The sequence below is a fragment of the Streptomyces sp. NPDC045899 genome (assembly GCF_056431485.1).
In genome coordinates, this window is record NZ_JBWKKP010000021.1 from 1 (window position 1) to 21,518 (window position 21,518).

Below are 21,518 nucleotides of genomic sequence, written 5' to 3' on the forward strand. Positions count from 1 at the left end.
ACCGAGTTCCAGAACACCATCGCCCCCTTCACCCCGACCGGCGCGGACGAGGCCGAGGACACCGGCGCCCGCGAAACCGTCGTCGTCGAGGTCGGCGGCAAGCGGCTGGAGGTGTCGCTGCCCGCGTCCCTGGGCGTGGCGTCGGCACCGGCGGCCGCGGGGGCGAAGAAGCCCAAGCGCAAGGCGTCGAAGAAGTCCGGCTCCGCCGCCTCGGGCGACGCGCTGGCCTCGCCGATGCAGGGCACCATCGTCAAGATCGCCGTCGCCGAGGGCGACACGGTGGCCGAGGGCGACCTCGTGGTCGTGCTGGAGGCCATGAAGATGGAACAGCCCCTCAACGCCCACCGGGCGGGCACCATCAAGGGCCTGAGCGCTGAGGTCGGCGCCTCCCTCACCTCCGGCGCGGTCATCTGCGAGATCAAGGACTGACCCCGGCGGAACACACGGAAGCGGCGCGGCCCGGCCCACCGGGTCCGCGGCGCTCCGCGTTTGCGGGACAACTCCACGGCCGCCCGCGGACGTTGCGGTCCGCCCCGCACACGGTGCGCCGAACACCACTGCCCCATCAGAAGGTTGCTCCCCGGCGCCACGGCCACCGTCCCGGCATCCGGACGAGATCGGTCCGGCCGTTCGCCCTGTGATGGCATGCTTGACCTACGGGCAGCTACGGCCACGGCAGGGAGGACCGCGATGGCGATCGAGACGGCACAGACGCCACCGCGCCCCATGCGCGCGGACGCCCGGCGCAACTACGAGCGGCTGCTCGCCGAGGCCCGTACGGCCTTCACCCACACCGGCACCGATGCCTCGCTGGAGGACATCGCACGCCGCGCCGGTGTCGGCATCGGCACCCTCTACCGCCACTTCCCGAACCGCACCGCGCTGATGGGCGCGGTCTTCCAGGGCGAGATGTGCGCCCTGCTGACCCGCTCCCGTGAGCTGGCCGAGGCCCCACAGCCCTGTCACGCCCTGGTCGACTGGCTGCGGGCGATCATCGACCACGCCAGCACCTACCGCGGTCTCGCCCAGGCCCTGATGGCCTGCTCGACCGACGAGAGCTCGGCGCTCTCCCGCGGCTGCAACCTCCCGCTGCGCGAGGCGGGCAGCGAACTGCTCGCCCGCGCCCAGCGGGCCGGGGCCGTACGGCCCGATGTGGTGATCGCCGACCTGATGCAGCTGACCAACGCGATCGCGCTCGCGGTGGAGCAGTCGCCCGACGACCCCGGACTGGCCGACCGGCTGCTGGCGCTCACCTTCACCGGCCTCAAGGCCCGCTGAGCCTCAGCGGCGGCGCGGTGCCAGATCCGCCACCCGGCCCGGCTGCTGCTCCGCGAGCGGCACCGCGCTGCGCAGCTGGGGGCTGGACGGATGCGGGTGGTTACGGCGCGGTCCCGGCAGCGGAAGCCCGTCCTCACCCGCTCTGGGAGGAGGGCCCAGGCGCCCCGGGCGCCCCGGGCCACCTCCCTCACCGCCCACCCCCGTGCCCGGTCCTGCCACGGAGATCTGCACCCCCTGGTCGGCCAGGGCCTGGAGCTCGGTGAGCGCCCGGTCGTCATGGCCCGGTGGCTCATCGGTGACCAGCCGCGTGATCACATCGGTGGGCACGGTCTGGAACATGGTGTCGGTGCCCAGCTTGGTGTGGTCGGCGAGCACCACCACCTCCGCCGCGGCCTGCACCAGCGCCCGGTCCACACTGGCCGAGAGCATATTGGAGGTGGACAGCCCCCGCTCGGCCGTCAGCCCGCTGCCGGAGAGGAAGGCACGACTGACCCTCAGCCCTTGCAGGGACTGCTCGGCACCGCTGCCGACCAGGGCGTAGTTGGAGCCGCGCAGGGTGCCGCCGGTCATCACGACCTCGACCCGGTTGGCATGCGCCAACGCCTGTGCGACCAGCAGGGAATTGGTGACCACGGTCAGCCCCGGCACCCGCGCGAGCCGGCGGGCCAGCTCCTGCGTGGTCGTACCGGCGCCCACCACGACGGCCTCGCCCTCGTCGACGAAGCCGGCCGCGAGATCGGCGATGGCCGTCTTCTCCGCGGTCGCTAGATGGGATTTCTGCGGGAAGCCGGACTCCCTGGTGAAACCGCCAGGCAGCACCGCACCGCCGTGCCGGCGGTCGAGCAGTCCTTCTGCCTCCAGCGCCCGCACATCACGCCGGACGGTCACTTCGGAGGTCTGGACGACGCGGGCGAGCTCCCGGAGCGATACCGCTCCGTTCGCGCGCACCATTTCAAGGATCAATTGGCGACGTTCTGCAGCGAACACGAAACTGACAGTAACGCCAACGACCGTCTGCTTTCAGCAGCTTGCACCAATTAGCAGAAGTTGTTCATCTGCGTGGCCAAGAGCTGCTATAAGGGGGCCGACTACGCCTCACCCTGCGTCTTGCGGGTGTGCAACTGCCGCGCCACCTCGGCGATCGAGCCGGACAGCGACGGATAGACGGTGAACGCGTTGGCGATCTGCTCGACCGTCAGGTTGTTGTCCACGGCCAGCGAGATCGGGTGGATCAGCTCGCTCGCCCGCGGCGAGACCACCACACCGCCGACCACGATGCCGGTGCCCGGACGGCAGAAGATCTTCACGAAGCCGTCCCGGATGCCCTGCATCTTCGCCCGCGGGTTGCGCAGCAGCGGCAGCTTGACCACCCGGGCGTCGATCTTCCCGGAGTCCACATCCGCCTGGGAGTAGCCGACCGTGGCGATCTCGGGGTCGGTGAAGACATTGGCCGAGACCGTCTTCAGGTTCAGCGGGGTGACCGCGTCCCCCAGGAAGTGGTACATCGCGATCCGGCCCTGCATGGCCGCCACCGACGCCAGCGCGAACACCCCGGTGCAGTCACCGGCCGCGTAGACGCCCGGTGCGCTGGTCCGGGAGACCTTGTCGGTCTTGATGTGCCCGGACTCCCGGAGCCGGACCCCGGCCTCCTCCAGGCCCATGTCCGCCGTGTTCGGGATCGACCCGACCGCCATCAGACAGTGGCTGCCGGTGATGACCCGCCCGTCGGCGAGGGTGACCTCCACCCGGTCCCCCACGCGCTTGGCGGCCTGCGCCCGCGAACGGGACATCACGTTCATCCCCCGGCGGCGGAAGACGTCCTCCAGCACCGCGGCCGCGTCCGGGTCCTCGCCCGGCAGCACCCGGTCGCGGCTGGAGACCAGCGTGACCTTCGACCCCAGCGCCTGGTACGCCCCGGCGAACTCGGCACCGGTGACACCGGAGCCGACCACGATCAGCTCCTCCGGGAGCTCGTCCAGGTCGTACACCTGCGTCCAGTTCAGGATCCGCTCACCGTCCGGCTGCGCGTCCGGGATCTCCCGCGGATGGGCACCGGTGGACACCAGCACCGCGTCCGCGACCAGCGTCTCCTCGGACCCGTCCGCGGCCCGGACGGTCACCCGTCGCGATCCGTCCGGCGACTGCGAGGGCTCCAGCCGCCCGCGCCCGCGCATCACCCGGCCGCCGGCGCGCGTCACCGAGGCGGTGATGTCGTGCGACTGCGCCAGCGCGAGCCGCTTCACCCGGCGGTTGACCTTGCCCAGGTCCACCCCGACCACCCGGGCCGCCTGCTCCAGCGGCGGGGTGTCATCGGCCACGATGATCCCCAACTCCTCGTACGAAGAGTCGAACGTCGTCATCACCTCCGCGGTGGCGATGAGCGTCTTCGACGGCACGCAGTCGGTGAGCACCGACGCCCCGCCCAGGCCGTCGCAGTCGACGACCGTCACCTCCGCACCGAGCTGCGCGGCGACCAGCGCCGCCTCATAGCCGCCGGGTCCGCCACCGATGATCACGATCCGAGTCACATGCCCCATTGTCCCGCACCCGCTCATCCGGCCACCCCCGGGGGTTGTCCAGCCCTCTCCCGTACCCTCGACCCATGTCGCTCTACGCCGCGTACGCCGGCAACCTCGACGCGCGGCTGATGTCCCGCCGCGCCCCGCACTCGCCGCTGCGCGGCACCGGCTGGATCACCGGCTGGCGCCTCACCTTCGGCGGCGAGCAGATGGGCTGGGAGGGCGCTCTCGCCACGATCGTGGAGGCCCCGCGCTCCCAGGTCTTCGTCGCCCTGTACGACATCGCCCCCATGGACGAGGACTCCATGGACCGCTGGGAAGGCGTCGGCCTCGACATCTACCGCCGGATGCGGATGCGTGTGCACACCCTGGACGGCGAGGAACCCGTCTGGCTCTACGTCCTCAACGGCTACGAGGGCGGCTTCCCCTCGGCCCGCTACCTCGGCGAGATCGCCGACGCCGCCGAATCCGCCGGAGCACCCCACGACTACGTCATGGAGCTGCGCAAGCGCCCTTGCTAGCCCCGCGTGCGAATCACAATCCGAACACCGCGGCCGATTACGTCTACGCGCGTAGGCAGTAAGCGGCTACCCTCGACCGCGTGAACGCATCAGTTACTTGGGACAGCCAGGGCGACCCCCACGCCGCCGCCGACGCCGCCGCCGCGCGCCTGCGCGAGCTGACCGGCGCGGAGACCCATGACGTCGCCCTGGTCCTGGGCTCCGGCTGGGTCCCCGCCACCGACGCACTCGGAACGCCGGAGCACGAGTTCCCCGTCACCGAGCTGCCCGCCTTCCCCCCGCCCGCCGTCGAGGGCCACGCGGGCACGATCCGCTCGTACAAGATCGACAACAAGCGGGTTCTGGTCTTCCTCGGCCGCACGCACTTCTACGAGGGCCGCGGTGTCGCCGCCGTCGCGCACGGCGTCCGCACCGCCGTCGCCGCCGGCTGCAAGACCATCGTCCTCACCAACGGCTGCGGCGGCCTCCGCGAGGGCATGCGCCCCGGTCAGCCGGTACTGATCAGCGACCACATCAACCTCACCGCCACCTCCCCGATCATCGGCGCCAACTTCGTCGACCTCACGGACCTCTACTCCCCCCGGCTGCGCGCCCTGTGCCAGCAGATCGACCCCACCCTCGAAGAGGGCGTCTACGCGCAGTTCCCCGGCCCGCACTACGAGACCCCGGCCGAGATCCGCATGGCCCGCACCATCGGGGCGGACCTCGTCGGCATGTCCACCACGCTGGAGGCCATCGCCGCCCGCGAGGCGGGCGCGGAGGTCCTGGGCATCTCCCTGGTCACCAACCTGGCCGCGGGCATGACGGGTGAGCCCCTCAACCACGAAGAGGTCCTCCAGGCGGGCCGCGACTCCGCCGCCCGCATGGGCAGCCTGCTGGCCCAGGTCCTCAACCGCCTGTGACCTAGCCGGTCGGGCCACCGGGGCAACGCTCGGGTGCTGCCCGCCCGGGGGCAGCGCCCCCGCGCCCTTCCCGGCGGGGCACACCCGGAAGCCTTGCCGGACCACCGACGGGGTGCCGGGGACGCCCCGGCACCCCTGACCGCACCACCGGCCGGGGCCCGGACAGCACCGGCCGGAAGCCGGAACAGCGCCGGAAACCGCCGCACCACCAAGGGAAAGCCGGGGACTCACCGCACCACCGACAGGAAACCGGCTCCGGAAACCGGACCGCACCACCGGCCGGAAGCCGGGGAAGCACCGGAAACACCGGAAACACCGGAAACACCGGCGGAAGGCCAGCGCACCACCGAGCAGGAAACCGGACAGGCCCCGGAAACTCGACCGCACCACGGCCGGAGGCCGGGACAGCACCGGAAACCTGGCCACACCACCCCGGCGGGGAGCCAGGCACACGCCCGAACCGCCGGCGGACGACCGGCCGGGAGCCGGGCACGCACCGGAAGCCGCTGCCGGGCCACCGGCGGTCAGCCGGCGACGAGACGGGAGGGGCCGGGGTCGCAGGGGTGGGGTCCTGGACGCTGAGGGGTCCCCCATGCCGAAGGCCAGGGGCGTATTTGTGGCGCCAATCTCCGGCCCAGGCTCACGCCCCCGGGCACCGGCGCCGTAAATATACGGTCCAGGACCCCGCCCCGGAGGCCCCGGACCCGCACCCACACGACACCGCATCCACCCCCGCACCCAGGAGACCTCATGGAGCCCGACCTCCTCACCCAGGCCCGCACCTGGCTCGCCGAGGACCCCGACCCCGACACCCGGGCCGAGCTCGGCGAACTCCTCCGCACCGAGGCGCTCGACGAGATCGCCGACCGCTTCTCCGGCACCCTCCAGTTCGGCACCGCCGGCCTCCGCGGGGAACTCGGCGCGGGCCCGATGCGCATGAACCGCGCCGTCGTCATCCGTGCCGCCGCGGGCCTCGCCGCGTATCTCACGCACGAGGAGGCACACGGCTCGGACCACGAACCCGCCCCCCTCGTCGTCATCGGCTACGACGCCCGCTACAAGAGCGCCGACTTCGCCCGTGACACCGCCGCGGTCATGACCGGCGCCGGTTTCCGCGCCGCCCTGCTGCCGCGGCCCCTCCCCACCCCCGTCCTCGCCTTCGCCATCCGCCACCTCGGCGCCGTCGCGGGCATCGAGGTCACCGCGAGCCACAACCCGCCCCGCGACAACGGCTACAAGGTCTACCTCGGCGACGGCTCCCAGATCGTGCCGCCCGCCGACGCCGGCATCGCCGCCGAGATCGCCGCGATCGGCAGCCTCGACGACGTCCCGCGCCCGGACAGCGGCTGGGAGACGCTGGGCGACGACGTGCTGGAGGCGTACCTCGCCCGCACCGACGCCGTCCTCACCGCCGGCTCCCCGCGCACCGCGCGCGTCGTCTACACCCCGATGCACGGCGTCGGCCGCGACACCCTCACCGCGGCCTTCGCCCGCGCGGGCTTCCCGGCCCCGACCGTGGTCGCCGCGCAGGCCGACCCCGACCCGGCGTTCCCGACCGTCGCGTTCCCGAACCCGGAGGAGCCGGGCGCGATGGACCTGGCGTTCGCGACAGCCCGCGAACTCGCCGCGACGGCTGACGCCACCGACACCGCCACCCCCACCGCCCCGGCCGACATCATCATCGCCAACGACCCGGACGCCGACCGCTGCGCGGTGGCCGTACCGACCCCCTCCGGCGACTGGCGGATGCTCCGGGGCGACGAGGTCGGCGCGCTGCTCGCCGCCCACCTGGTGCGCAAGCGCGCCCACGGCACGCTCGCGACGACGATCGTCTCGTCCTCCCTCCTCTCCCGGATCGCGGCCGCCGCGGAGCTGCCGTACGCCGAGACGCTGACCGGCTTCAAGTGGCTCGCGCGCGTGGACGGGCTGCGCTACGCCTTCGAGGAGGCGCTCGGCTACTGCGTGGACCCCGAGGGCGTACGTGACAAGGACGGCATCACGGCGGCGCTGCTGATCGCGGAGCTCACCTCGGAGCTGAAGGAGCAGGGCCGCACCCTCTCCGACCTCCTGGACGACATCGCGCTCACGCACGGACTGCACGCGACCGACCAGCTGTCCGTCCGCGTGGAGGACCTGTCCCTGATCGCCACGGCGATGAAGCGGCTGCGCGACCAGCCGCCGGCCTCCCTCGCGGGGCTGGCCGTGACGACGACGGACGACCTCTCCCAGGGCACGGAGGCGCTGCCGCCGACCGACGGCCTCCGCTACCACCTGGCCGGGAACGGCACCATCCGCTCGGCCCGGGTGATCGTCCGCCCGAGCGGCACCGAGCCGAAGCTGAAGTGCTACCTGGAGGTGGTCGTGGACGTCCCCGGGACGGACGCGCTGACCACGGCCCGTACGACAGCCGAAACGACGCTGGCATCACTCAAGACGGACCTCGCGACAGCGGCAGGCATCTGAACAGGCACATCTCAAGCACATCCAGCGACGGGCCCGAGGCACCTCCGCAAGGGGGCGCCCCGGGCCCGTCGTCGTCACCCGCCGCCCACGTGACCACCACGCGCCCGGAAAGGACGGCTCATCCGATTAATGGCGCGTTCGGGTGAACGTGTTCACCTCATCTGGACGAGGGCGCCAGGAACAGCGTTACTGGGGTCGTAACCCGTTGGGCCGCCCATCCTCTTCGGGGCGCACCGATCGACGCCCGAAGCCTTGTTCGGTGTGGCGACGCGCGGCCCCGGAGCACCAGAGCTCCCTTGCCCGGACCACGCCGCCACTGGCATGTCGTGTGCTCGGCTGCACCGCGTTCGCCGGTGAAGGGACTCCGCATATGAGGTCGGGCACGAGAAGCGACCACCCGCCAGATCACCCCGTCCCGCGCAGGCGCCTTCACGGCGCTGCGCGCCAACGCGTCGGCCTGGGAGCGCCCGCGCGCCCCCGGGACCCGCACCCCGGAAACGCGTCCACTACGGGCCGGAGCCAGTGCGGCACCGCAAGGGGACCGCGTACCGCACCCGTTGGCAGCGCGCGCGGGCCCGAAGCGTCCGGGCCCGAAGCGCACAGGCCCTGGAGCGGCCTCCCGCCCCCACTCCCTGAAGGAGCCATGTCCATGAACAAGACCCCTTTGCCCCGGCTGGCACGGTCTCTGGCCGTCGCCGCGGCGATGGCGACAGCCGTGATCGCTGTTCCCGCCGCCACACCGGCCTACGCGGCCTCGGTCCCGTGTAACGACGCCCAGCTCGTCTCCGCCGTCGCCGCCGTCGCCAACACCGGCGGCACGCTCAGTCTGGCCCCCAACTGCACCTACACCCTCACCACGGCCCAGACCGACCAGGACGGCCTGGCTCCCATCACCGGCGCGGTCACCATCCAGGGCAACGGCGCGACGATCACCCGCAGTTCCGTCGACCCCTTCCGGATCTTCGACGTCAACGGCGGCAGCCTGACCCTCAGCAACCTCACCGTCGACAACGGCTCGGTCACCGGCATTTCCGAGTACGGCGGCGGGATCCTGGTGCGGAACAGCGGAACGCTCAGAGGCAGCTCGGTGACCCTCTCCGACAACTCCGCCGAGCGCAACGGCGGAGGGATGACTGCCTTCCAGAACAGCACCGTCGTCCTCTCCAATCCAACTCCCTCGTGACCGGCAACCAAGCACTATTCGGCGGCGGGCTGAACTCCCTGAGCGGCAGTCTGACGATGTCGGGCACCACCGTGCGCGACAACACGGCCGGTTTCGAGGGCGGCGGCCTCGAGGTCGACGGAACGGCGACCTTCACCGGCGTCTCCATCACCGGCAACACCGTCACCGGTGTGGAAGGCGGGGGAGGTGTGTACATCGGTGGCGGAACCCTGACGCTGCAGAGCAGCACCGTCAGCGACAACGAGTCCACCCATGCTTCGGGACTGGGCGGTGGCATCGAACTCGACACCGGCACTCTCATCTCCAGGAGCTCCCGGATCACGGACAACACCAGCGCGGGCCCCGGCGGCGGGGTGGCCGGCGACGACTCCGGCGACCAGGCGACCTTCAGCTCCACCGTGATCAGCGGCAACAGCGCCGAAACCGGCGGCGGCGTGTACAACGAATCGGGCACCATGTCCCTGACCAGCGGCGCGGTGACCGGCAACACGGCCGTCGACGCGGGCGCCGGTCTCTTCAACACCGGCCAACTCACCCTCACCCGGGTCTCCGTGGGCCAGAACATCCTGACCGGCGCCGGGGCGACCGGTGCCGCCATCTTCAACACCGGCACGCTGGGCATCACCGGGGCCTCGATCCTCACCAACCGCGCCACCGGAGCCGGTTCCGTAACGGGCGGCCTCTACAACGACGGCGGCACGGTCACGCTCTCCGGCAGCAGCATCTCCGGCAACTCGTCGCTTGCCGCCCCCGGTGGCGTCTACACCACCGTCCCCTTCAGCGCCGTCGGATCCGCCATCGTCGGCAACACCCCCACCAACTGCGCCGGTCACGCTCCCGTCCCCACCGGCTGCGTCAACTGACAGCGCTCCGCACGGGCTCGCGGTCGCCGCGCCCTGCCTCACGGCGGGCGGGGCGGCCGGAGCGATGTGCCGGCCGCCTCGGCGTAATACCGGTGCCCGATGGACACCGGCGGGCCTGCCCGGGAGCCCAGGGCGGTCCCGGGCAGGCCCCACCCGCCGAACCGGCCGCCGCCCCACCAGCGGCTCAGCCGGCACCCAGGCGCTCAACCACTTGATCCACTTCAGCCGCTTCGGCCGCGTCGGCCGTCGCTCAGCCGATGGCCAGCATGATCACCAGCAGCACGGCCCCCGCCACCGCCGGTGCGATGACCTCGACCGCCCAGCGGACCTCAGGGGCCCCCTGCGCACCGTCCCGCCCCGCGTTGAGCTCGGCCATCTCCCGCAGGTCGCCGATCGCCGCGTCGGACGGCGCGCGCCGGTCCTCGTGGGTGTCGACGGCGACATGGGCGGAGGTGCGGCTGTAGGGGTCCTCGGCGGCGGACCTGGCCTGCCGCCGCGCGGCCCGCTTGCGCTGGCGCAGCGAGACGGGGATCGCCCACAGCTGGTACTTGCCCCCGGCGGCCAGCACCTCGCTGGTGTAGCCCGCGCGCAGCGCGTCGACCGAGGCCCACGGCAGGGTGATGGTGCGGAAGGGGTTGCGGACCAGCAGCCGGTCCGCGCCCGCGTAGACGGCGGGGCGGACGGTGAAGGCGATGACGACCGGCACCGCGAACAGCAGCCCGGCCAGGGCCAGCCAGGGCGTCCGCCCCTCGCCGCGGATCATCGCGTCGATGCCGAGCCAGGCGCCGACCGCGAGCAGCAGCACCCCGCCGGCGATACCGGCCGTGGACCGGTAGACGCGGTCGGCGAAGGTGCCCTCCTGACCGTCGTCCGAGGACTGCGGGGCCGCGTCCGGACCCGGCGCGGGGGCCGGGTCGCGGCCCGAGTCGCGGGCCGGGTCAGAGGTGGAGTCATCCGGGCTCGTCATGCGCCCGATTGTGCACCACGCCCCCGCGGCACCGGACCCCGGAGCGAAGGACCCGCCCTCCTCAACGGACGACCGAAGGATCCGCCATGGATCCGCCGAAGGATCCCCACCCCGGGGGTGACATCTGCTACGCGCGTAGATATGCTCAGCTGGTGACCATGCCCAGCACAGTTCCCGCATACGGCAAAGAGGCCGCGGAGCGACTCGCGTCCATGGCGGACGTGACCGCCTCGGACGGCGCGCTGCGCCGCTTCCTGCACGGCCTGCCGGGCGTCGACGCGGTCGGCCTCCAGGCGCGCGCCGCGACCCTCGGCACCCGCTCGATCAAGACCACGGCGAAGGCGTACGCCATCGACCTGGCGATCTCGATGATCGACCTGACGACCCTGGAGGGCGCGGACACCCCGGGCAAGGTCCGGGCGCTGTGCGCGAAGGGGGCCGGCCCCGACCCCACCGACCGTACGGTCCCCAAGGTCGCGGCGATCTGCGTCTACGGCGACATGGTCGCGACCGCCAAGGAGGCGCTGGCCTCCGCGGGCGGGAGCGACATCCACGTCGCCGCCGTCGCCACCGCCTTCCCCTCCGGCCGCGCCGCGATGCCGGTGAAGCTGGCGGACACCCGGGACGCGGTGGCCGCCGGGGCGGACGAGATCGACATGGTGATCGACCGCGGCGCCTTCCTCTCCGGCCGCTACCTCGACGTCTTCGAGGAGATCAAGCAGGTGAAGGAGGCGTGCGCCCGCCCGGACGGCGGCGCGGCCCATCTGAAGGTCATCTTCGAGACCGGTGAGCTCCAGACCTACGACAACGTCCGCCGGGCGTCCTGGCTGGCGATGCTGGCCGGGGCCGACTTCATCAAGACCTCCACCGGCAAGGTGGCGGTGAACGCCACCCCGCCGGTCACCCTGCTGATGCTGGAGGCCGTGCGCGACTTCCGCGCCGCCACCGGGGTGCAGGTGGGTGTGAAGCCCGCGGGCGGCATCCGCACCTCCAAGGACGCCATCAAGTACCTGGTGATGGTCAACGAGACGCTGGGCGAGGAGTGGCTGACGGCCGACTGGTTCCGCTTCGGCGCCTCCAGCCTGCTCAACGACCTGCTGATGCAGCGCCAGAAGCTCCGCACCGGCCACTACTCCGGTCCCGACTACATGACGGTGGACTGAGACACCCATGGCACCCACGACTCCCACGAAGCCCATGACCTTCGCCTACGCACCCGCACCCGAGTCCCGGTCCGTCGTCGACATCGCCCCCTCCTACGGGCTGTTCATCAACGGTGAGTTCACCGAGGCGGCCGACGGCAAGGTCTTCAAGACCATCTCGCCCTCCTCCGAGGAGGTGCTCTCCGAGGTCGCCCAGGCCACGGCCGAGGACGTCGACCGCGCGGTGAAGTCCGCCCGCAAGGCGTTCGAGAGCTGGTCCGCCCTGCCGGGTTCGGAGCGCGCCAAGTACCTGTTCCGGATCGCCCGTGTCATCCAGGAGCGCTCGCGCGAACTGGCCGTGCTGGAGTCCCTGGACAACGGCAAGCCGATCCGTGAGTCCCGGGACGCCGACCTCCCGCTGGTCGCGGCGCACTTCTTCTACTACGCGGGCTGGGCCGACAAGCTGGCCCACGCGGGCTACGGTCCCGACCCCCGGCCGCTGGGCGTGGCCGGTCAGGTCATCCCGTGGAACTTCCCGCTGCTGATGCTGGCGTGGAAGATCGCCCCGGCCCTCGCCGCGGGCAACACGGTGGTACTCAAACCCGCCGAGACGACGCCGCTCTCCGCCCTGTTCTTCGCGGACATCTGCCGCCAGGCCGGACTGCCCAAGGGCGTGGTCAACATCATCACCGGCGACGGCGCCACCGGCGCCGAGCTGGTCGGCCACCCGGGGATCGACAAGGTGGCCTTCACCGGTTCCACCGAGGTCGGCAAGGCCATCGCCCGCACCGTGGCGGGGACGTCGAAGAAGGTCACCCTCGAACTGGGCGGCAAGGCGGCCAACATCGTCTTCGATGACGCGCCGATCGACCAGGCGGTCGAGGGCATCGTCAACGGGATCTTCTTCAACCAGGGCCATGTCTGCTGCGCGGGCTCCCGCCTTCTGGTGCAGGAGTCGGTCCAGGACGAGCTGCTGGACGCCCTCAAACGCCGGATGCGGACGCTGCGCGTGGGCGATCCGCTGGACAAGAACACCGATGTCGGCGCGATCAACTCGGCCGAGCAGCTGGCCCGTATCCGCACGCTCGCCGAGGCGGGCGAGGCCGAGGGCGCCGAGCGCTGGGCCCCGGACTGCGAACTGCCGGGCTCCGGCTTCTGGTTCGCGCCCACGCTCTTCACCGGCGTGACGCAGGCCCACCGGATCGCCCGCGAGGAGATCTTCGGCCCGGTGCTGTCCGTGCTGACCTTCCGTACCCCCGAAGAGGCCGTCGCCAAGGCCAACAACACCCCCTACGGCCTCTCCGCCGGGATCTGGACGGAGAAGGGTTCGCGGATCCTGTGGATGGCGAACCAGCTCCGCGCCGGGGTGGTGTGGTCCAACACGTTCAACAAGTTCGACCCCACCTCGCCGTTCGGCGGCTACAAGGAGTCGGGCTACGGCCGCGAGGGCGGTCGCCACGGCCTGGAGGCGTACCTCGATGTCTGACCGCAATGAGCGACTGTCCGTGCTCAAGACCTACAAGCTGTTCGTCGGGGGCAAGTTCCCCCGGTCCGAGAGCGGGCGGGTGTACGAGGTGACCGACGCAAAGGACCGCTGGCTGGCCAACGCCCCGCAGGCGTCCCGCAAGGACGCCCGGGACGCCGTGGTGGCCGCCCGCAAGGCGTTCGGCGGCTGGTCGGGGGCCACGGCCTACAACCGCGGCCAGATCCTCTACCGCGTGGCCGAGATGCTGGAGGGCCGCCGCGAGCAGTTCGTCCGCGAGGTGGCCGACGCCGAGGGGCTCTCCAAGTCCAAGGCGGGCGCCCAGGTGGACGCGGCGGTCGACCGCTGGGTCTGGTACGCGGGCTGGTCCGACAAGGTCGCCCAGATCGCCGGATCCGCCAACCCGGTCGCAGGGCCGTACTTCAACCTCTCCAGCCCCGAACCCACCGGGGTCGTCGCGGTCCTGGCCCCGCAGGACTCGTCCTTCCTCGGCCTGGTCTCGGTGATCGCGCCGGCGATCGTCACCGGTAACACCACGGTGGTCGTCACCAGTGAGGACCGCCCGCTGCCCGCGCTCTCCCTGGGCGAGGTGCTGGCCACCTCCGATCTGCCGGGCGGCGTGGTCAACGTGCTCTCCGGCCGCACCGCCGAGATCGCGGCCCCGCTCGCCTCGCACCAGGACGTGAACGCGATCGACCTCACCGGCGCGGCGCCCGGGCTCGCCGCCGAACTCGAGGCGGCCGCGGCGGAGAACCTCAAGCGGGTCGTCCGTCCACAGGCTGTGGACTGGACGGCCGATCCGGGCACCCGCCGGATGCTGTCGTTCCTGGAGACCAAGACGGTCTGGCACCCCATGGGCGTCTGAGGTCGTCCGACCCCGACGGCCCACCGGCCCCCGCTCCTCCCGTCCGAGGATGCGGGGGCCGGTGCACATCACATCCCCCCCCGCCGCATTTGTCCGGACCCGGGAGGTCACAGCGGCGGCGCCATACGCCACACTGGTCTTCCGTGACCTTCGATCCCGCCCCCGCCCGTGTCGTCCTGCTGACCGGCCCGTCCGGCTCCGGCAAGTCCTCGCTCGCGGCCCGCACCGGGCTGCCCGTGCTGAACCTCGACGACTTCTACAAGGAGGGCGACGACCCGACCCTCCCCCAGCTGGCGGAGGACGGGAGCACCGACTGGGACTCCCCGCTCTCCTGGGACGCGGACGCGGCGGTGGCGGCGGTCGAGGAGCTGTGCCGTACGTCGCGGACGACCGTGCCGGTGTACGACATCGCCTCCAGCTCCCGCGTGGGCGCGGAGCCGTTGCACATCGGGCGGACCCCGCTGTTCGTGGCCGAGGGGATCTTCGCGGCGGACATCATCGGCCGGTGCCGGGAGCTGGGACTGCTGGCGGACGCGATCTGTCTGCGGGGCCGTCCCTCGACCACCTTCCGGCGGCGGCTGCTGCGCGATCTGCGGGAGGGCCGCAAGTCGGCGCCGTATCTGGTGCGGAGGGGCTGGCGGCTGATGCGGTCGGAGCGCGGCATCGTGGCGCGGCAGACGGCACTGGGCGCGTACGCGTGCGGCCGGGACGCGGCCCTGGGCCGGATAGCGGCGGCGGCCGTGGCGGGCCGGCGGCCCGCGGGGGTCAGGACCTGAGTTTTCCGGACACCCCGAGAATCCCCCTTGAAATAATGCGGCGGAGCGCCCCGGAATCGGGACGCTCCGCCGTGGTATTCAGCCCGCGGCCGGAACGGACCGCCGAATGGCTGATTTACCAGGGGTACATGATGACCGCGTCGCCGTGCGGCACGCAGTTGAACCCGGTGAGCTCACCCTGCTGGGCCAACTTGTTGCCCAGCGTCTGGCACTCGAGGTAGGAGTTCGTCCAGTGCGGGAGGAGACGGGTCTCGGCCGAGGCAGTGTTCGCCATGGCGACCGGCAGGGCAACGGCGGCTGTGGCGACGGCGGCTACGGCGAGCGCCTTCGCGCGTCGGGTCTTCTTCATGTGAGCCTCCAATGAAGTGGGGGATACACAACAGAGCCTTTTCCAACCACGGTCGGCCACGTCTTCACAGCGGCATTCCGCCACCGGAATTCCGGGCCGCCGTGGCGACGCGAAAGACGCTATCAGCGCACTTGGCGCTTTCGTCCGACCGACAATAGCGAAACAAGGGGAAGGCAATTCTCGCGATTTCTGGAACCTGGAATCCCCCCAGCGCGTCAGGCGCTGTGCACGCGCACACACGCGAGCGGGACCGGATGGACCCCCCGGCCCTCCGGTCCCGCACTTGTTCCCCCGTGTCCCCCATACTCCCCCGCGGATCCCCCGATCCCCGGTTCCCCCGTACCCCCCGTTTTCCCCCGATCCCCCGTACTTTCCCCCGTGTTCCCCCGTTTCCCCCGCCTTCGATCTCCCGCCGCCGTCAGGCGACCAGTTCGCCGAAGGACTCCTCTTCATCGCGGCCGAAGCTGAGGGCTTCGTCCTCGCGCAGCCGCCGCAGCGACCGCCAGATGCTGCTCTTGACCGTTCCGACGCTTATGTTCAGTATGTCCGCGATCTCCGGGTCCGTGCGGCCCTCGTAGTACCGCAGGACGAGCATCGTGCGCTGGAGCTCGGGGAGCCGGGCCAGGGCCTGCCACAGCACGGCGCGCAGCTCGGTGCCGCGCATCGCGTCCTGGTCGCCCGCCGTCTCCGGCAGCTCCTCCGTCGGGTACTCGTTGAGCTTGCGGCGCCGCCAGGCGCTGATGTGCAGATTGGTCATGGTCCGCCGCAGATAGCCGCCGACCGCCGCCTTGTCACTGATCCGGTCCCAGGCCCGGTAGGTCGAGAACAGCGCGCTCTGCAGCAGGTCCTCGGCCTCGAACCGGTCTCCGGTCAGGTGGTAGGCCGTGGCGTACAGGGAGGCGCGGCGCTCCTGGACGTAGGCGGTGAACTCCGCCTCCGACGCAGTGCGCCGCTCCCCCATTGCCTCCCCGTACGAGCCGCCCCCGTTTCCCCCGTGCCCCCCGAGGCCGCCGGTGTCCCCCTCGGCCTCCGTCTTCGCGTCAATGGCCACCATGTAAGGAGGCCGCTGACGCCCGGCGCCGCGAGCGCACCCCCGCCCGCTCACGGCACCGGACTTCTCGTGGTTCCGGCCGGCGTCGTGAAGGCGTGTGCGAACTGCGCTGGTGGTAGTGAAGTGCAGTGTGCTCATCTCGCGCCCCCCGTCGGTGGAGCCGGTCCGTCCGGTCTGGTTCTGGTTGCTCCGGCCGGTGTACCGCCCCGGTGCACAGATGACTCTGCCGGGCCAGTTTCATCGCGCTGTCTGTCGACTGTCACAGGCTCGTCACAGGGGATCGGGCCGATAAACCCCCGGCGGTCGAACTACAGGCCCCTTGTAGGCCAGAATGACCAACGTGCCTTTCCTGTTGCTGATCGAGGACGACGACGCCATCCGCACGGCCCTCGAACTCTCACTGTCCCGCCAGGGCCACCGTGTGGCGACGGCGGCGACAGGCGAGGATGGCCTGAAACTGCTGCGCGAGCAGCGGCCGGATCTGATCGTGCTGGATGTGATGCTGCCCGGGATCGACGGCTTCGAGGTGTGCCGTCGCATCCGCCGCACCGACCAGTTGCCGATCATCCTGCTGACCGCACGCAGCGATGACATCGATGTGGTGGTCGGGCTGGAGTCGGGAGCCGATGACTATGTGGTCAAGCCTGTGCAGGGGCGGGTGCTCGACGCCCGGATCCGCGCGGTGCTGCGCCGGGGCGAACGGGAGGCGAACGACGCCGCCTCGTTCGGCAGCCTGGTGATCGACCGTGCCGCCATGACCGTGACCAAGAACGGTGAGGATCTCCAGCTCACCCCCACTGAGCTGCGGCTCCTGCTGGAGCTCAGCCGCCGACCGGGGCAGGCGCTGTCCCGGCAGCAGCTGCTGCGGCTGGTGTGGGAGCACGACTACCTCGGCGATTCCCGGCTGGTCGACGCCTGTGTGCAGCGACTGCGCGCCAAGGTGGAGGACGTGCCGTCCTCGCCGACGCTGATCCGTACCGTGCGCGGAGTGGGTTACCGGCTGGACGCTCCGCAGTGAGCGCAGCCGGGGCCCGGAGCGCAGGCGCCGAGATCCGGGGCGGAGACGTAAGGAATTGAGCGGGGTGAGCGAGGAGCCCGGTCGTGCGCGGGGCTGGACCGCGGGTCTGCTGCGGTGGCTGAGTCTGCGGCTGCGGCTGATGCTGGTCTTCGGTCTGGTGGCGCTGGCCGCCGCCGTGTCCGCCTCGGCCATCGCCTACTGGCTGAACCGTGACGCGGTGCTGACCCGTACCCAGGACGCGGCGCTGGACGAGTTCCGCAAGGCGCTCAAGGAGGACACCGACCCGCTGCCCGCCATACCGACATGTCCCGAATTGCAGGACGCGGCGGACCGTATGTCGGACAACAGCCAGAAGTACGAAGTGCTGCTGATCTCCGGTACGCGCGGCGGCGGGACCTGTGTCGCGGCCTCGGACGAGGCGCTGTTCACACAGAAGGTGGTGCCGAGGTCGCTGCGTCACGCGGTGGACCAGCGGCGCGCGAGGGACGGCTCCAACGAGGCCCCGTATCACCTCTACTGGCAGCGGATCACGCTGGACGGTACGCCGTACCTGGTCGGCGGGGCGAAGGTGAACGGGGGCGGCCCGACGGGCTACATGCTCAAGTCGCTGGACACCGAGCGCCAGGACCTCAATTCGCTGGCCTGGTCGCTGGGGATCGCCACCGCCCTGGCGCTGATCGGTTCCGCGCTGCTGGCCCAGGCCGCCGCGGCCACCGTGCTGCGGCCGGTGCAGCGGCTCGGCGAGGCGGCGCACCGGCTGGGCGAGGGGCAGTTGGACACCCGGCTCCAGGTGTCCGGCTCCGACGAGCTGGCCAATCTCTCCCGCACCTTCAACCGGACCGCGGAGCGGCTGGAGACGCGGGTGGCGGAACTGAGCGCCCGGGAGGCGTCCAGCCGCCGCTTCGTGGCGGACATGTCGCACGAGCTGAGGACCCCGCTCACCGCGATCACGGCCGTCACCGAGGTGCTGGAGGACGAGGCCGATTCGCTCGACCCGATGATCGCCCCGGCGGTGCAGCTGGTGGTGAGCGAGACCCGGCGGCTGAACGACCTGGTGGAGAACCTGATGGAGGTGACCCGCTTCGACGCGGGCACGGCCCGTCTGGTGCTGGACGACGTGGACGTGGCGGACCAGGTGACGGCGTGCATCGACGCGCGCGCCTGGCTGGACGCGGTGGAACTGGACGCGGAGCGCGGGATCATGGCCCGGCTCGATCCGCGGCGGCTGGACGTGATCCTGGCGAACCTGATCGGGAACGCGCTGAAGCACGGCGGTTCACCGGTGCGGGTGTCGGTGCACACCGACGGCGACGACCTGCTGATCAGGGTGCGGGACCACGGCCCCGGTATCCCCGAGGACGTCCTGCCGCATGTCTTCGACCGCTTCTACAAGGCGAGCGCCTCCCGGCCCCGGTCGGAGGGGAGCGGACTCGGTCTGTCGATCGCCATGGAGAACGCGCATATCCACGACGGTGACATCAGCGCGGCCAACTCCGAGGAGGGCGGGGCGGTCTTCACCCTGCGGCTGCCGATGGACGCCTCGCAGCTCGCCTCGGAGGAGCGGCGCAAGGACGAGGAGTGCAAGACCGAGCGGCGCAAGGGCTCCGAGCAGCGCAAGAACGAAGGGGGCGCCCGATGAAGCGGGCGGTCGACCGGCGCCGTACCCGTCCGGCGCTCGCACTGCTGACCGCGGCGGCCGCGCTGCTGGCCACCGGCTGCGGAATCCGGGGGACATCAGTGCCGGTGGACGCGGGGGCCGCGCCCTCGCGCGCGTCGTGCGAGGCGCCGGAGCCGGATCGGTCGGCCGAGCGGACGGGCCGCGTCTCGATGCGGATCTATCTGCTGTGCGGTTCCCGGGTGCTGTCGGTGAGCCGCGAGGTGCGGATGCCGGACGAGAAGCCGCCGGCCGAACCGGTGCAGATCGGGCGCACGCTGCTGGAGCAGTTGCGGCAGCCGCCGTCGTCGGCCGAGACGGGGGCCGGGTTCGCCACCGCGGTGGAGGACTGGGTGCAGGTCTCCGCGCCCGCGCAGGACGATCCGGACCGGGCGCTGCGGCTCAACCGGCCGCCGGAGGAACTGCAGTCGATGGCGCTGGCCCAGATCGTGTGCACGCTCGCGGAGTCCACCGCGGCGGACGAGCACCACCGGGTGGTGCTGGGCGGTCCGGAGAGCGACCGCGATCCGCTCAAGCGCTACACCTGCTCCGAGGAGATGCGCCGCCATCCCGAGATCGCGGTCAATTCCGGGGTGCTGCTCTCCTGATCACCTCTGACCGCTTCTCGTATCGCGGACGACCGCTCGTGATCGCGTGAGGATTCGTTACGTTTCATCAGCCGGTCACCCCAGGTCGGGCCCCTCTCGGTAACAAGCTGCTGACCAGCGGGGCACAGGCGGAACCGGCACCCCCGCACGGCGCGTCCTGTGATGCGTGCAGGGTCGTTCCGGCCGAAGGGCCGCCTTCCGCTACCGCGCCACGGGCGTCGTACTCCTTGTCGTACACCTGTCGTTCGTGGGCTGGCTGACCCTGCGCCCGCTCACCGCGCCCTGGGTGTCCGCCGAAACCCTGGAGCCGCTGGCCACCATCCGCGCCGATCTGGCGCTCAGCCCGTGGGCGGCGATCCGCTCGATCGGCGGCGAACTGCTGCTGCTCGCACCGCTGGGGCTGCTGCTGCCGCTGGCCGCGGGCCGGGTGGAGGCGTATCCGCTGACCTCACTGGCGCGTACGGTGCTCACCGGGGCGATGGCGGCCCTGGCGGTCGCGCTGCTGCGCAGCGAGGTGACCGGGCAGATCATGAACGTGGACTCGGTACTGCTGAACACCGCCGGGGTGGCGCTCGCGCATGTCCTGGTGGTCCCCGCCGTCAGGGGCGGACTCCGCCGCCGGGCTGACCGGGCGCGCTCCACGGCCCTCCCCCGGGAGGAGGGCACGCCGACGGTGACCCCGACGATTCACAGGGTCGGGCTGGCACCCTGGAGCGACGCCTCGACGGGCTCGCGTCCTTAGCGTTGGAGGTATCGGGAAGAGCTTCCCGGGTACCCCGGCCTCCGGTCCACCACGGATCGCACCGGTCCGGGAGTCCGACGAGACGAGGAGTCACACCATGGCCGCCGCACTGTCCCGCCCCCGCCACCAGAAGATGATCGCCGGAGTCTGCGCGGGGCTGGCCCGCCGCTTCGGCACCACCCCGACCACGATGCGGGTGATCTTCGTGGCTTCCTGTCTGCTGCCGGGTCCGCAGTTCGTGCTCTATCTGGCGCTGTGGTTCCTGCTCCCGGCGGAGGACGGCCACCGCGAGGCGTGGTGACGCGGGGCGGTGCGACCCGCCCCGGGCGCACCGCGCCGCACCGCGGCTACAGCCCCGCCTTCTCCAGCTTCGCGAGCTGCTTGTCGACGATCACCCGCGGCACCGGGAACTCACTGAGCCCCTTGAAGTCCACACCCATGAAGAGGGCGACGGTCGAGCCGGAGCGCACCGCGACCACCCGCATCGGGATCTTCGTCCCCTGGGCGGAGGCGGTCAGTCCGTAGCCGACGCTGTCGTCCCCGGCCGCCTTGAGGGGCTCCTGCCGCACCTCGCTGTAGCGCACGGTCCGCCCGCTGAGCGTGGTGCTGAACCCGCCGGCGCAGTCGTCGAGCGCGGCTTTCAGCTCGCGCATGAAGGTCTTCGCCTCCGCCGCGCCGTAGCTGCTGATCCCGGCCGTGACGCCCTTGTACGGCGCCTTGTGGCCGTTCACCCCGCGCCGCACGGTCTCCTTGGCCTCGGGACTCGGCTCGTCACCGGTGGCGTCGGCGAGCGGCTGGCAGGCGCGGGTGCCGGACTTCGGCTGACCGCTGGCCCAGTTCTCGGCCTTGCGGGTGGTGACCCGGTAGCCCTTGAGATCGCCCTGCGCCAGGGCGGCCTTCTCCAGCCGGGTGGGGGCCGGAGCGGCGGACCGGCTGCGGTCGGCGGACGGGGTGGCCTTGGCGTCACCGTCGTCCGAGCCCCCGCCGCACGCGGTGGTGAGGGCCAGGAGGGGACAGGCCAGGAGGGCCGTCACGCTGGTCGCGCGGGTCCGCCCGGACCGCGCCGCCGGTCTGTTCGTCGATGTCCGCACGGGAGGCTCCCCCACAATCGGCCGCCGGTCTGTCGCGGCATGT

22 protein-coding genes are annotated in these 21,518 nt (G+C 71.7%); 16 read left to right on the forward strand and 6 right to left on the reverse strand.

The window, feature by feature from the left end:
* Together AC07FT_RS26695 and AC07FT_RS26700 are read left to right on the forward strand one after the other, a co-directional pair.
* A partial coding sequence (locus AC07FT_RS26695) for a biotin/lipoyl-containing protein (RefSeq protein WP_479178375.1) occupies nt 1–429 on the forward strand: 429 nt, incomplete at its 5' end.
* 261 nt (nt 430–690) lie between these two features.
* Complete coding sequence (locus AC07FT_RS26700) at nt 691–1,278, forward strand: TetR/AcrR family transcriptional regulator (protein ID WP_479178376.1); 588 nt, start codon at nt 691–693, stop codon at nt 1,276–1,278.
* Nucleotides 1,279–1,281: 3 nt separating this feature from the next.
* Here the strand turns inward: AC07FT_RS26700 and AC07FT_RS26705 are convergent, their stop codons facing one another.
* Entirely contained in the window at nt 1,282–2,229 is a 948-nt protein-coding gene (locus AC07FT_RS26705) for a DeoR/GlpR family DNA-binding transcription regulator (protein WP_479178490.1), read from the reverse strand.
* A 137-nt stretch (nt 2,230–2,366) separates the two neighbouring features.
* Nucleotides 2,367–3,833 (reverse strand): NAD(P)H-quinone dehydrogenase, encoded by a 1,467-nt coding sequence (locus tag AC07FT_RS26710; protein ID WP_479178377.1) that lies wholly within the window; start codon nt 3,831–3,833, stop codon nt 2,367–2,369.
* 47 nt (nt 3,834–3,880) lie between these two features.
* On the opposite strand from AC07FT_RS26710, the gene AC07FT_RS26715 reads away from it, so the two are divergent.
* From AC07FT_RS26715 to AC07FT_RS26735, 5 genes are all read left to right on the forward strand, one after another.
* A complete protein-coding gene (locus tag AC07FT_RS26715; protein WP_471200793.1) occupies nt 3,881–4,318 on the forward strand; it encodes a gamma-glutamylcyclotransferase family protein in 438 nt (145 codons plus the stop codon).
* 80 nt (nt 4,319–4,398) lie between these two features.
* On the forward strand, nt 4,399–5,220 hold the full coding sequence (locus AC07FT_RS26720) for a purine-nucleoside phosphorylase (protein ID WP_479178378.1): 822 nt from the start codon (nt 4,399–4,401) through the stop codon (nt 5,218–5,220).
* Between the two features lie 750 nt (nt 5,221–5,970).
* The gene (locus tag AC07FT_RS26725; protein WP_479178379.1) at nt 5,971–7,683 is read left to right on the forward strand and encodes a phospho-sugar mutase; all 1,713 of its coding nucleotides are present in this window, start codon (nt 5,971–5,973) and stop codon (nt 7,681–7,683) included.
* 649 nt (nt 7,684–8,332) lie between these two features.
* Entirely contained in the window at nt 8,333–8,866 is a 534-nt protein-coding gene (locus AC07FT_RS26730) for a hypothetical protein (RefSeq protein ID WP_479178380.1), read from the forward strand.
* Entirely contained in the window at nt 8,863–9,729 is an 867-nt protein-coding gene (locus tag AC07FT_RS26735; protein ID WP_479178381.1) for a right-handed parallel beta-helix repeat-containing protein, read from the forward strand. The genes AC07FT_RS26730 and AC07FT_RS26735 overlap by 4 nt, the downstream gene beginning before the upstream one ends.
* A 250-nt stretch (nt 9,730–9,979) precedes the next feature.
* Here AC07FT_RS26735 and AC07FT_RS26740 read toward each other — a convergent pair whose 3' ends face one another.
* Nucleotides 9,980–10,696 (reverse strand): PH domain-containing protein, encoded by a 717-nt coding sequence (locus AC07FT_RS26740; protein WP_471200804.1) that lies wholly within the window; start codon nt 10,694–10,696, stop codon nt 9,980–9,982.
* 158 nt (nt 10,697–10,854) lie between these two features.
* Here AC07FT_RS26740 and deoC point away from each other — a divergent pair, with 158 nt between their 5' ends.
* The 4 genes from deoC to AC07FT_RS26760 all read left to right on the forward strand — a co-directional run bounded on the left by deoC (nt 10,855) and on the right by AC07FT_RS26760 (nt 14,962).
* On the forward strand, nt 10,855–11,859 hold the full coding sequence (gene deoC / locus AC07FT_RS26745) for a deoxyribose-phosphate aldolase (protein WP_432587981.1): 1,005 nt from the start codon (nt 10,855–10,857) through the stop codon (nt 11,857–11,859).
* Nucleotides 11,860–11,893: 34 nt separating this feature from the next.
* The gene (locus AC07FT_RS26750) at nt 11,894–13,324 is read left to right on the forward strand and encodes an aldehyde dehydrogenase family protein (RefSeq protein WP_479178491.1); all 1,431 of its coding nucleotides are present in this window, start codon (nt 11,894–11,896) and stop codon (nt 13,322–13,324) included.
* Nucleotides 13,317–14,186, forward strand: a complete 870-nt coding sequence (locus AC07FT_RS26755; protein ID WP_479178382.1) for an aldehyde dehydrogenase family protein — start codon at nt 13,317–13,319, stop codon at nt 14,184–14,186. The genes AC07FT_RS26750 and AC07FT_RS26755 overlap by 8 nt, the downstream gene beginning before the upstream one ends.
* Before the next feature lie 143 nt (nt 14,187–14,329).
* Nucleotides 14,330–14,962, forward strand: coding sequence for an ATP-binding protein (locus tag AC07FT_RS26760; RefSeq protein ID WP_479178383.1), 633 nt, complete (start codon nt 14,330–14,332; stop codon nt 14,960–14,962).
* A gap of 115 nt (nt 14,963–15,077) precedes the next feature.
* Here AC07FT_RS26760 and AC07FT_RS26765 read toward each other — a convergent pair whose 3' ends face one another.
* Nucleotides 15,078–15,311 (reverse strand): hypothetical protein, encoded by a 234-nt coding sequence (locus AC07FT_RS26765; protein ID WP_254744600.1) that lies wholly within the window; start codon nt 15,309–15,311, stop codon nt 15,078–15,080.
* Between the two features lie 418 nt (nt 15,312–15,729).
* Nucleotides 15,730–16,500 carry a SigE family RNA polymerase sigma factor gene (locus AC07FT_RS26770; protein WP_432587977.1) on the reverse strand — a complete coding sequence of 257 codons (771 nt, stop codon included), beginning with the start codon at nt 16,498–16,500 and terminating at the stop codon, nt 15,730–15,732.
* 202 nt (nt 16,501–16,702) lie between these two features.
* On the opposite strand from AC07FT_RS26770, the gene afsQ1 reads away from it, so the two are divergent.
* From afsQ1 to AC07FT_RS26795, 5 genes are all read left to right on the forward strand, one after another.
* Nucleotides 16,703–17,380: a two-component system response regulator AfsQ1 gene (gene afsQ1, locus AC07FT_RS26775; protein ID WP_176182505.1), complete on the forward strand. Its 678-nt coding sequence runs from the start codon at nt 16,703–16,705 to the stop codon at nt 17,378–17,380.
* Nucleotides 17,381–17,489: 109 nt separating this feature from the next.
* Nucleotides 17,490–19,019, forward strand: coding sequence for an ATP-binding protein (locus AC07FT_RS26780; RefSeq protein WP_479178492.1), 1,530 nt, complete (start codon nt 17,490–17,492; stop codon nt 19,017–19,019).
* Nucleotides 19,016–19,642, forward strand: a complete 627-nt coding sequence (locus AC07FT_RS26785; protein ID WP_479178386.1) for a hypothetical protein — start codon at nt 19,016–19,018, stop codon at nt 19,640–19,642. The genes AC07FT_RS26780 and AC07FT_RS26785 overlap by 4 nt, the downstream gene beginning before the upstream one ends.
* Nucleotides 19,643–19,808: 166 nt before the next feature.
* The gene (locus AC07FT_RS26790; protein ID WP_471200818.1) at nt 19,809–20,384 is read left to right on the forward strand and encodes a VanZ family protein; all 576 of its coding nucleotides are present in this window, start codon (nt 19,809–19,811) and stop codon (nt 20,382–20,384) included.
* Between the two features lie 97 nt (nt 20,385–20,481).
* Nucleotides 20,482–20,685 (forward strand): PspC domain-containing protein, encoded by a 204-nt coding sequence (locus AC07FT_RS26795; RefSeq protein WP_479178388.1) that lies wholly within the window; start codon nt 20,482–20,484, stop codon nt 20,683–20,685.
* Between the two features lie 46 nt (nt 20,686–20,731).
* Here AC07FT_RS26795 and AC07FT_RS26800 read toward each other — a convergent pair whose 3' ends face one another.
* On the reverse strand, nt 20,732–21,475 hold the full coding sequence (locus AC07FT_RS26800; RefSeq protein WP_471200821.1) for a hypothetical protein: 744 nt from the start codon (nt 21,473–21,475) through the stop codon (nt 20,732–20,734).
* Nucleotides 21,476–21,518 lie beyond the last annotated feature (43 nt).

Bases quoted from the DNA above. Each gene is read 5' to 3' on its own strand.
- deoC (WP_432587981.1), top strand. From the start codon at position 10,855: ATGCCCAGCACAGTTCCCGCATACGGCAAAGAGGCCGCGGAGCGACTC.
- AC07FT_RS26700 (WP_479178376.1), top strand. From the start codon at position 691: ATGGCGATCGAGACGGCACAGACGCCACCGCGCCCCATGCGCGCGGAC.
- AC07FT_RS26770 (WP_432587977.1), bottom strand. From the start codon at position 16,500: ATGAGCACACTGCACTTCACTACCACCAGCGCAGTTCGCACACGCCTT.
- AC07FT_RS26705 (WP_479178490.1), bottom strand. From the start codon at position 2,229: ATGGTGCGCGCGAACGGAGCGGTATCGCTCCGGGAGCTCGCCCGCGTC.
- AC07FT_RS26795 (WP_479178388.1), top strand. From the start codon at position 20,482: ATGGCCGCCGCACTGTCCCGCCCCCGCCACCAGAAGATGATCGCCGGA.
- AC07FT_RS26785 (WP_479178386.1), top strand. From the start codon at position 19,016: ATGAAGCGGGCGGTCGACCGGCGCCGTACCCGTCCGGCGCTCGCACTG.
- AC07FT_RS26715 (WP_471200793.1), top strand. From the start codon at position 3,881: ATGTCGCTCTACGCCGCGTACGCCGGCAACCTCGACGCGCGGCTGATG.
- AC07FT_RS26730 (WP_479178380.1), top strand. From the start codon at position 8,333: ATGAACAAGACCCCTTTGCCCCGGCTGGCACGGTCTCTGGCCGTCGCC.
- AC07FT_RS26755 (WP_479178382.1), top strand. From the start codon at position 13,317: ATGTCTGACCGCAATGAGCGACTGTCCGTGCTCAAGACCTACAAGCTG.
- AC07FT_RS26740 (WP_471200804.1), bottom strand. From the start codon at position 10,696: ATGACGAGCCCGGATGACTCCACCTCTGACCCGGCCCGCGACTCGGGC.
- AC07FT_RS26725 (WP_479178379.1), top strand. From the start codon at position 5,971: ATGGAGCCCGACCTCCTCACCCAGGCCCGCACCTGGCTCGCCGAGGAC.
- AC07FT_RS26765 (WP_254744600.1), bottom strand. From the start codon at position 15,311: ATGAAGAAGACCCGACGCGCGAAGGCGCTCGCCGTAGCCGCCGTCGCC.
- AC07FT_RS26710 (WP_479178377.1), bottom strand. From the start codon at position 3,833: ATGAGCGGGTGCGGGACAATGGGGCATGTGACTCGGATCGTGATCATC.
- AC07FT_RS26750 (WP_479178491.1), top strand. From the start codon at position 11,894: ATGACCTTCGCCTACGCACCCGCACCCGAGTCCCGGTCCGTCGTCGAC.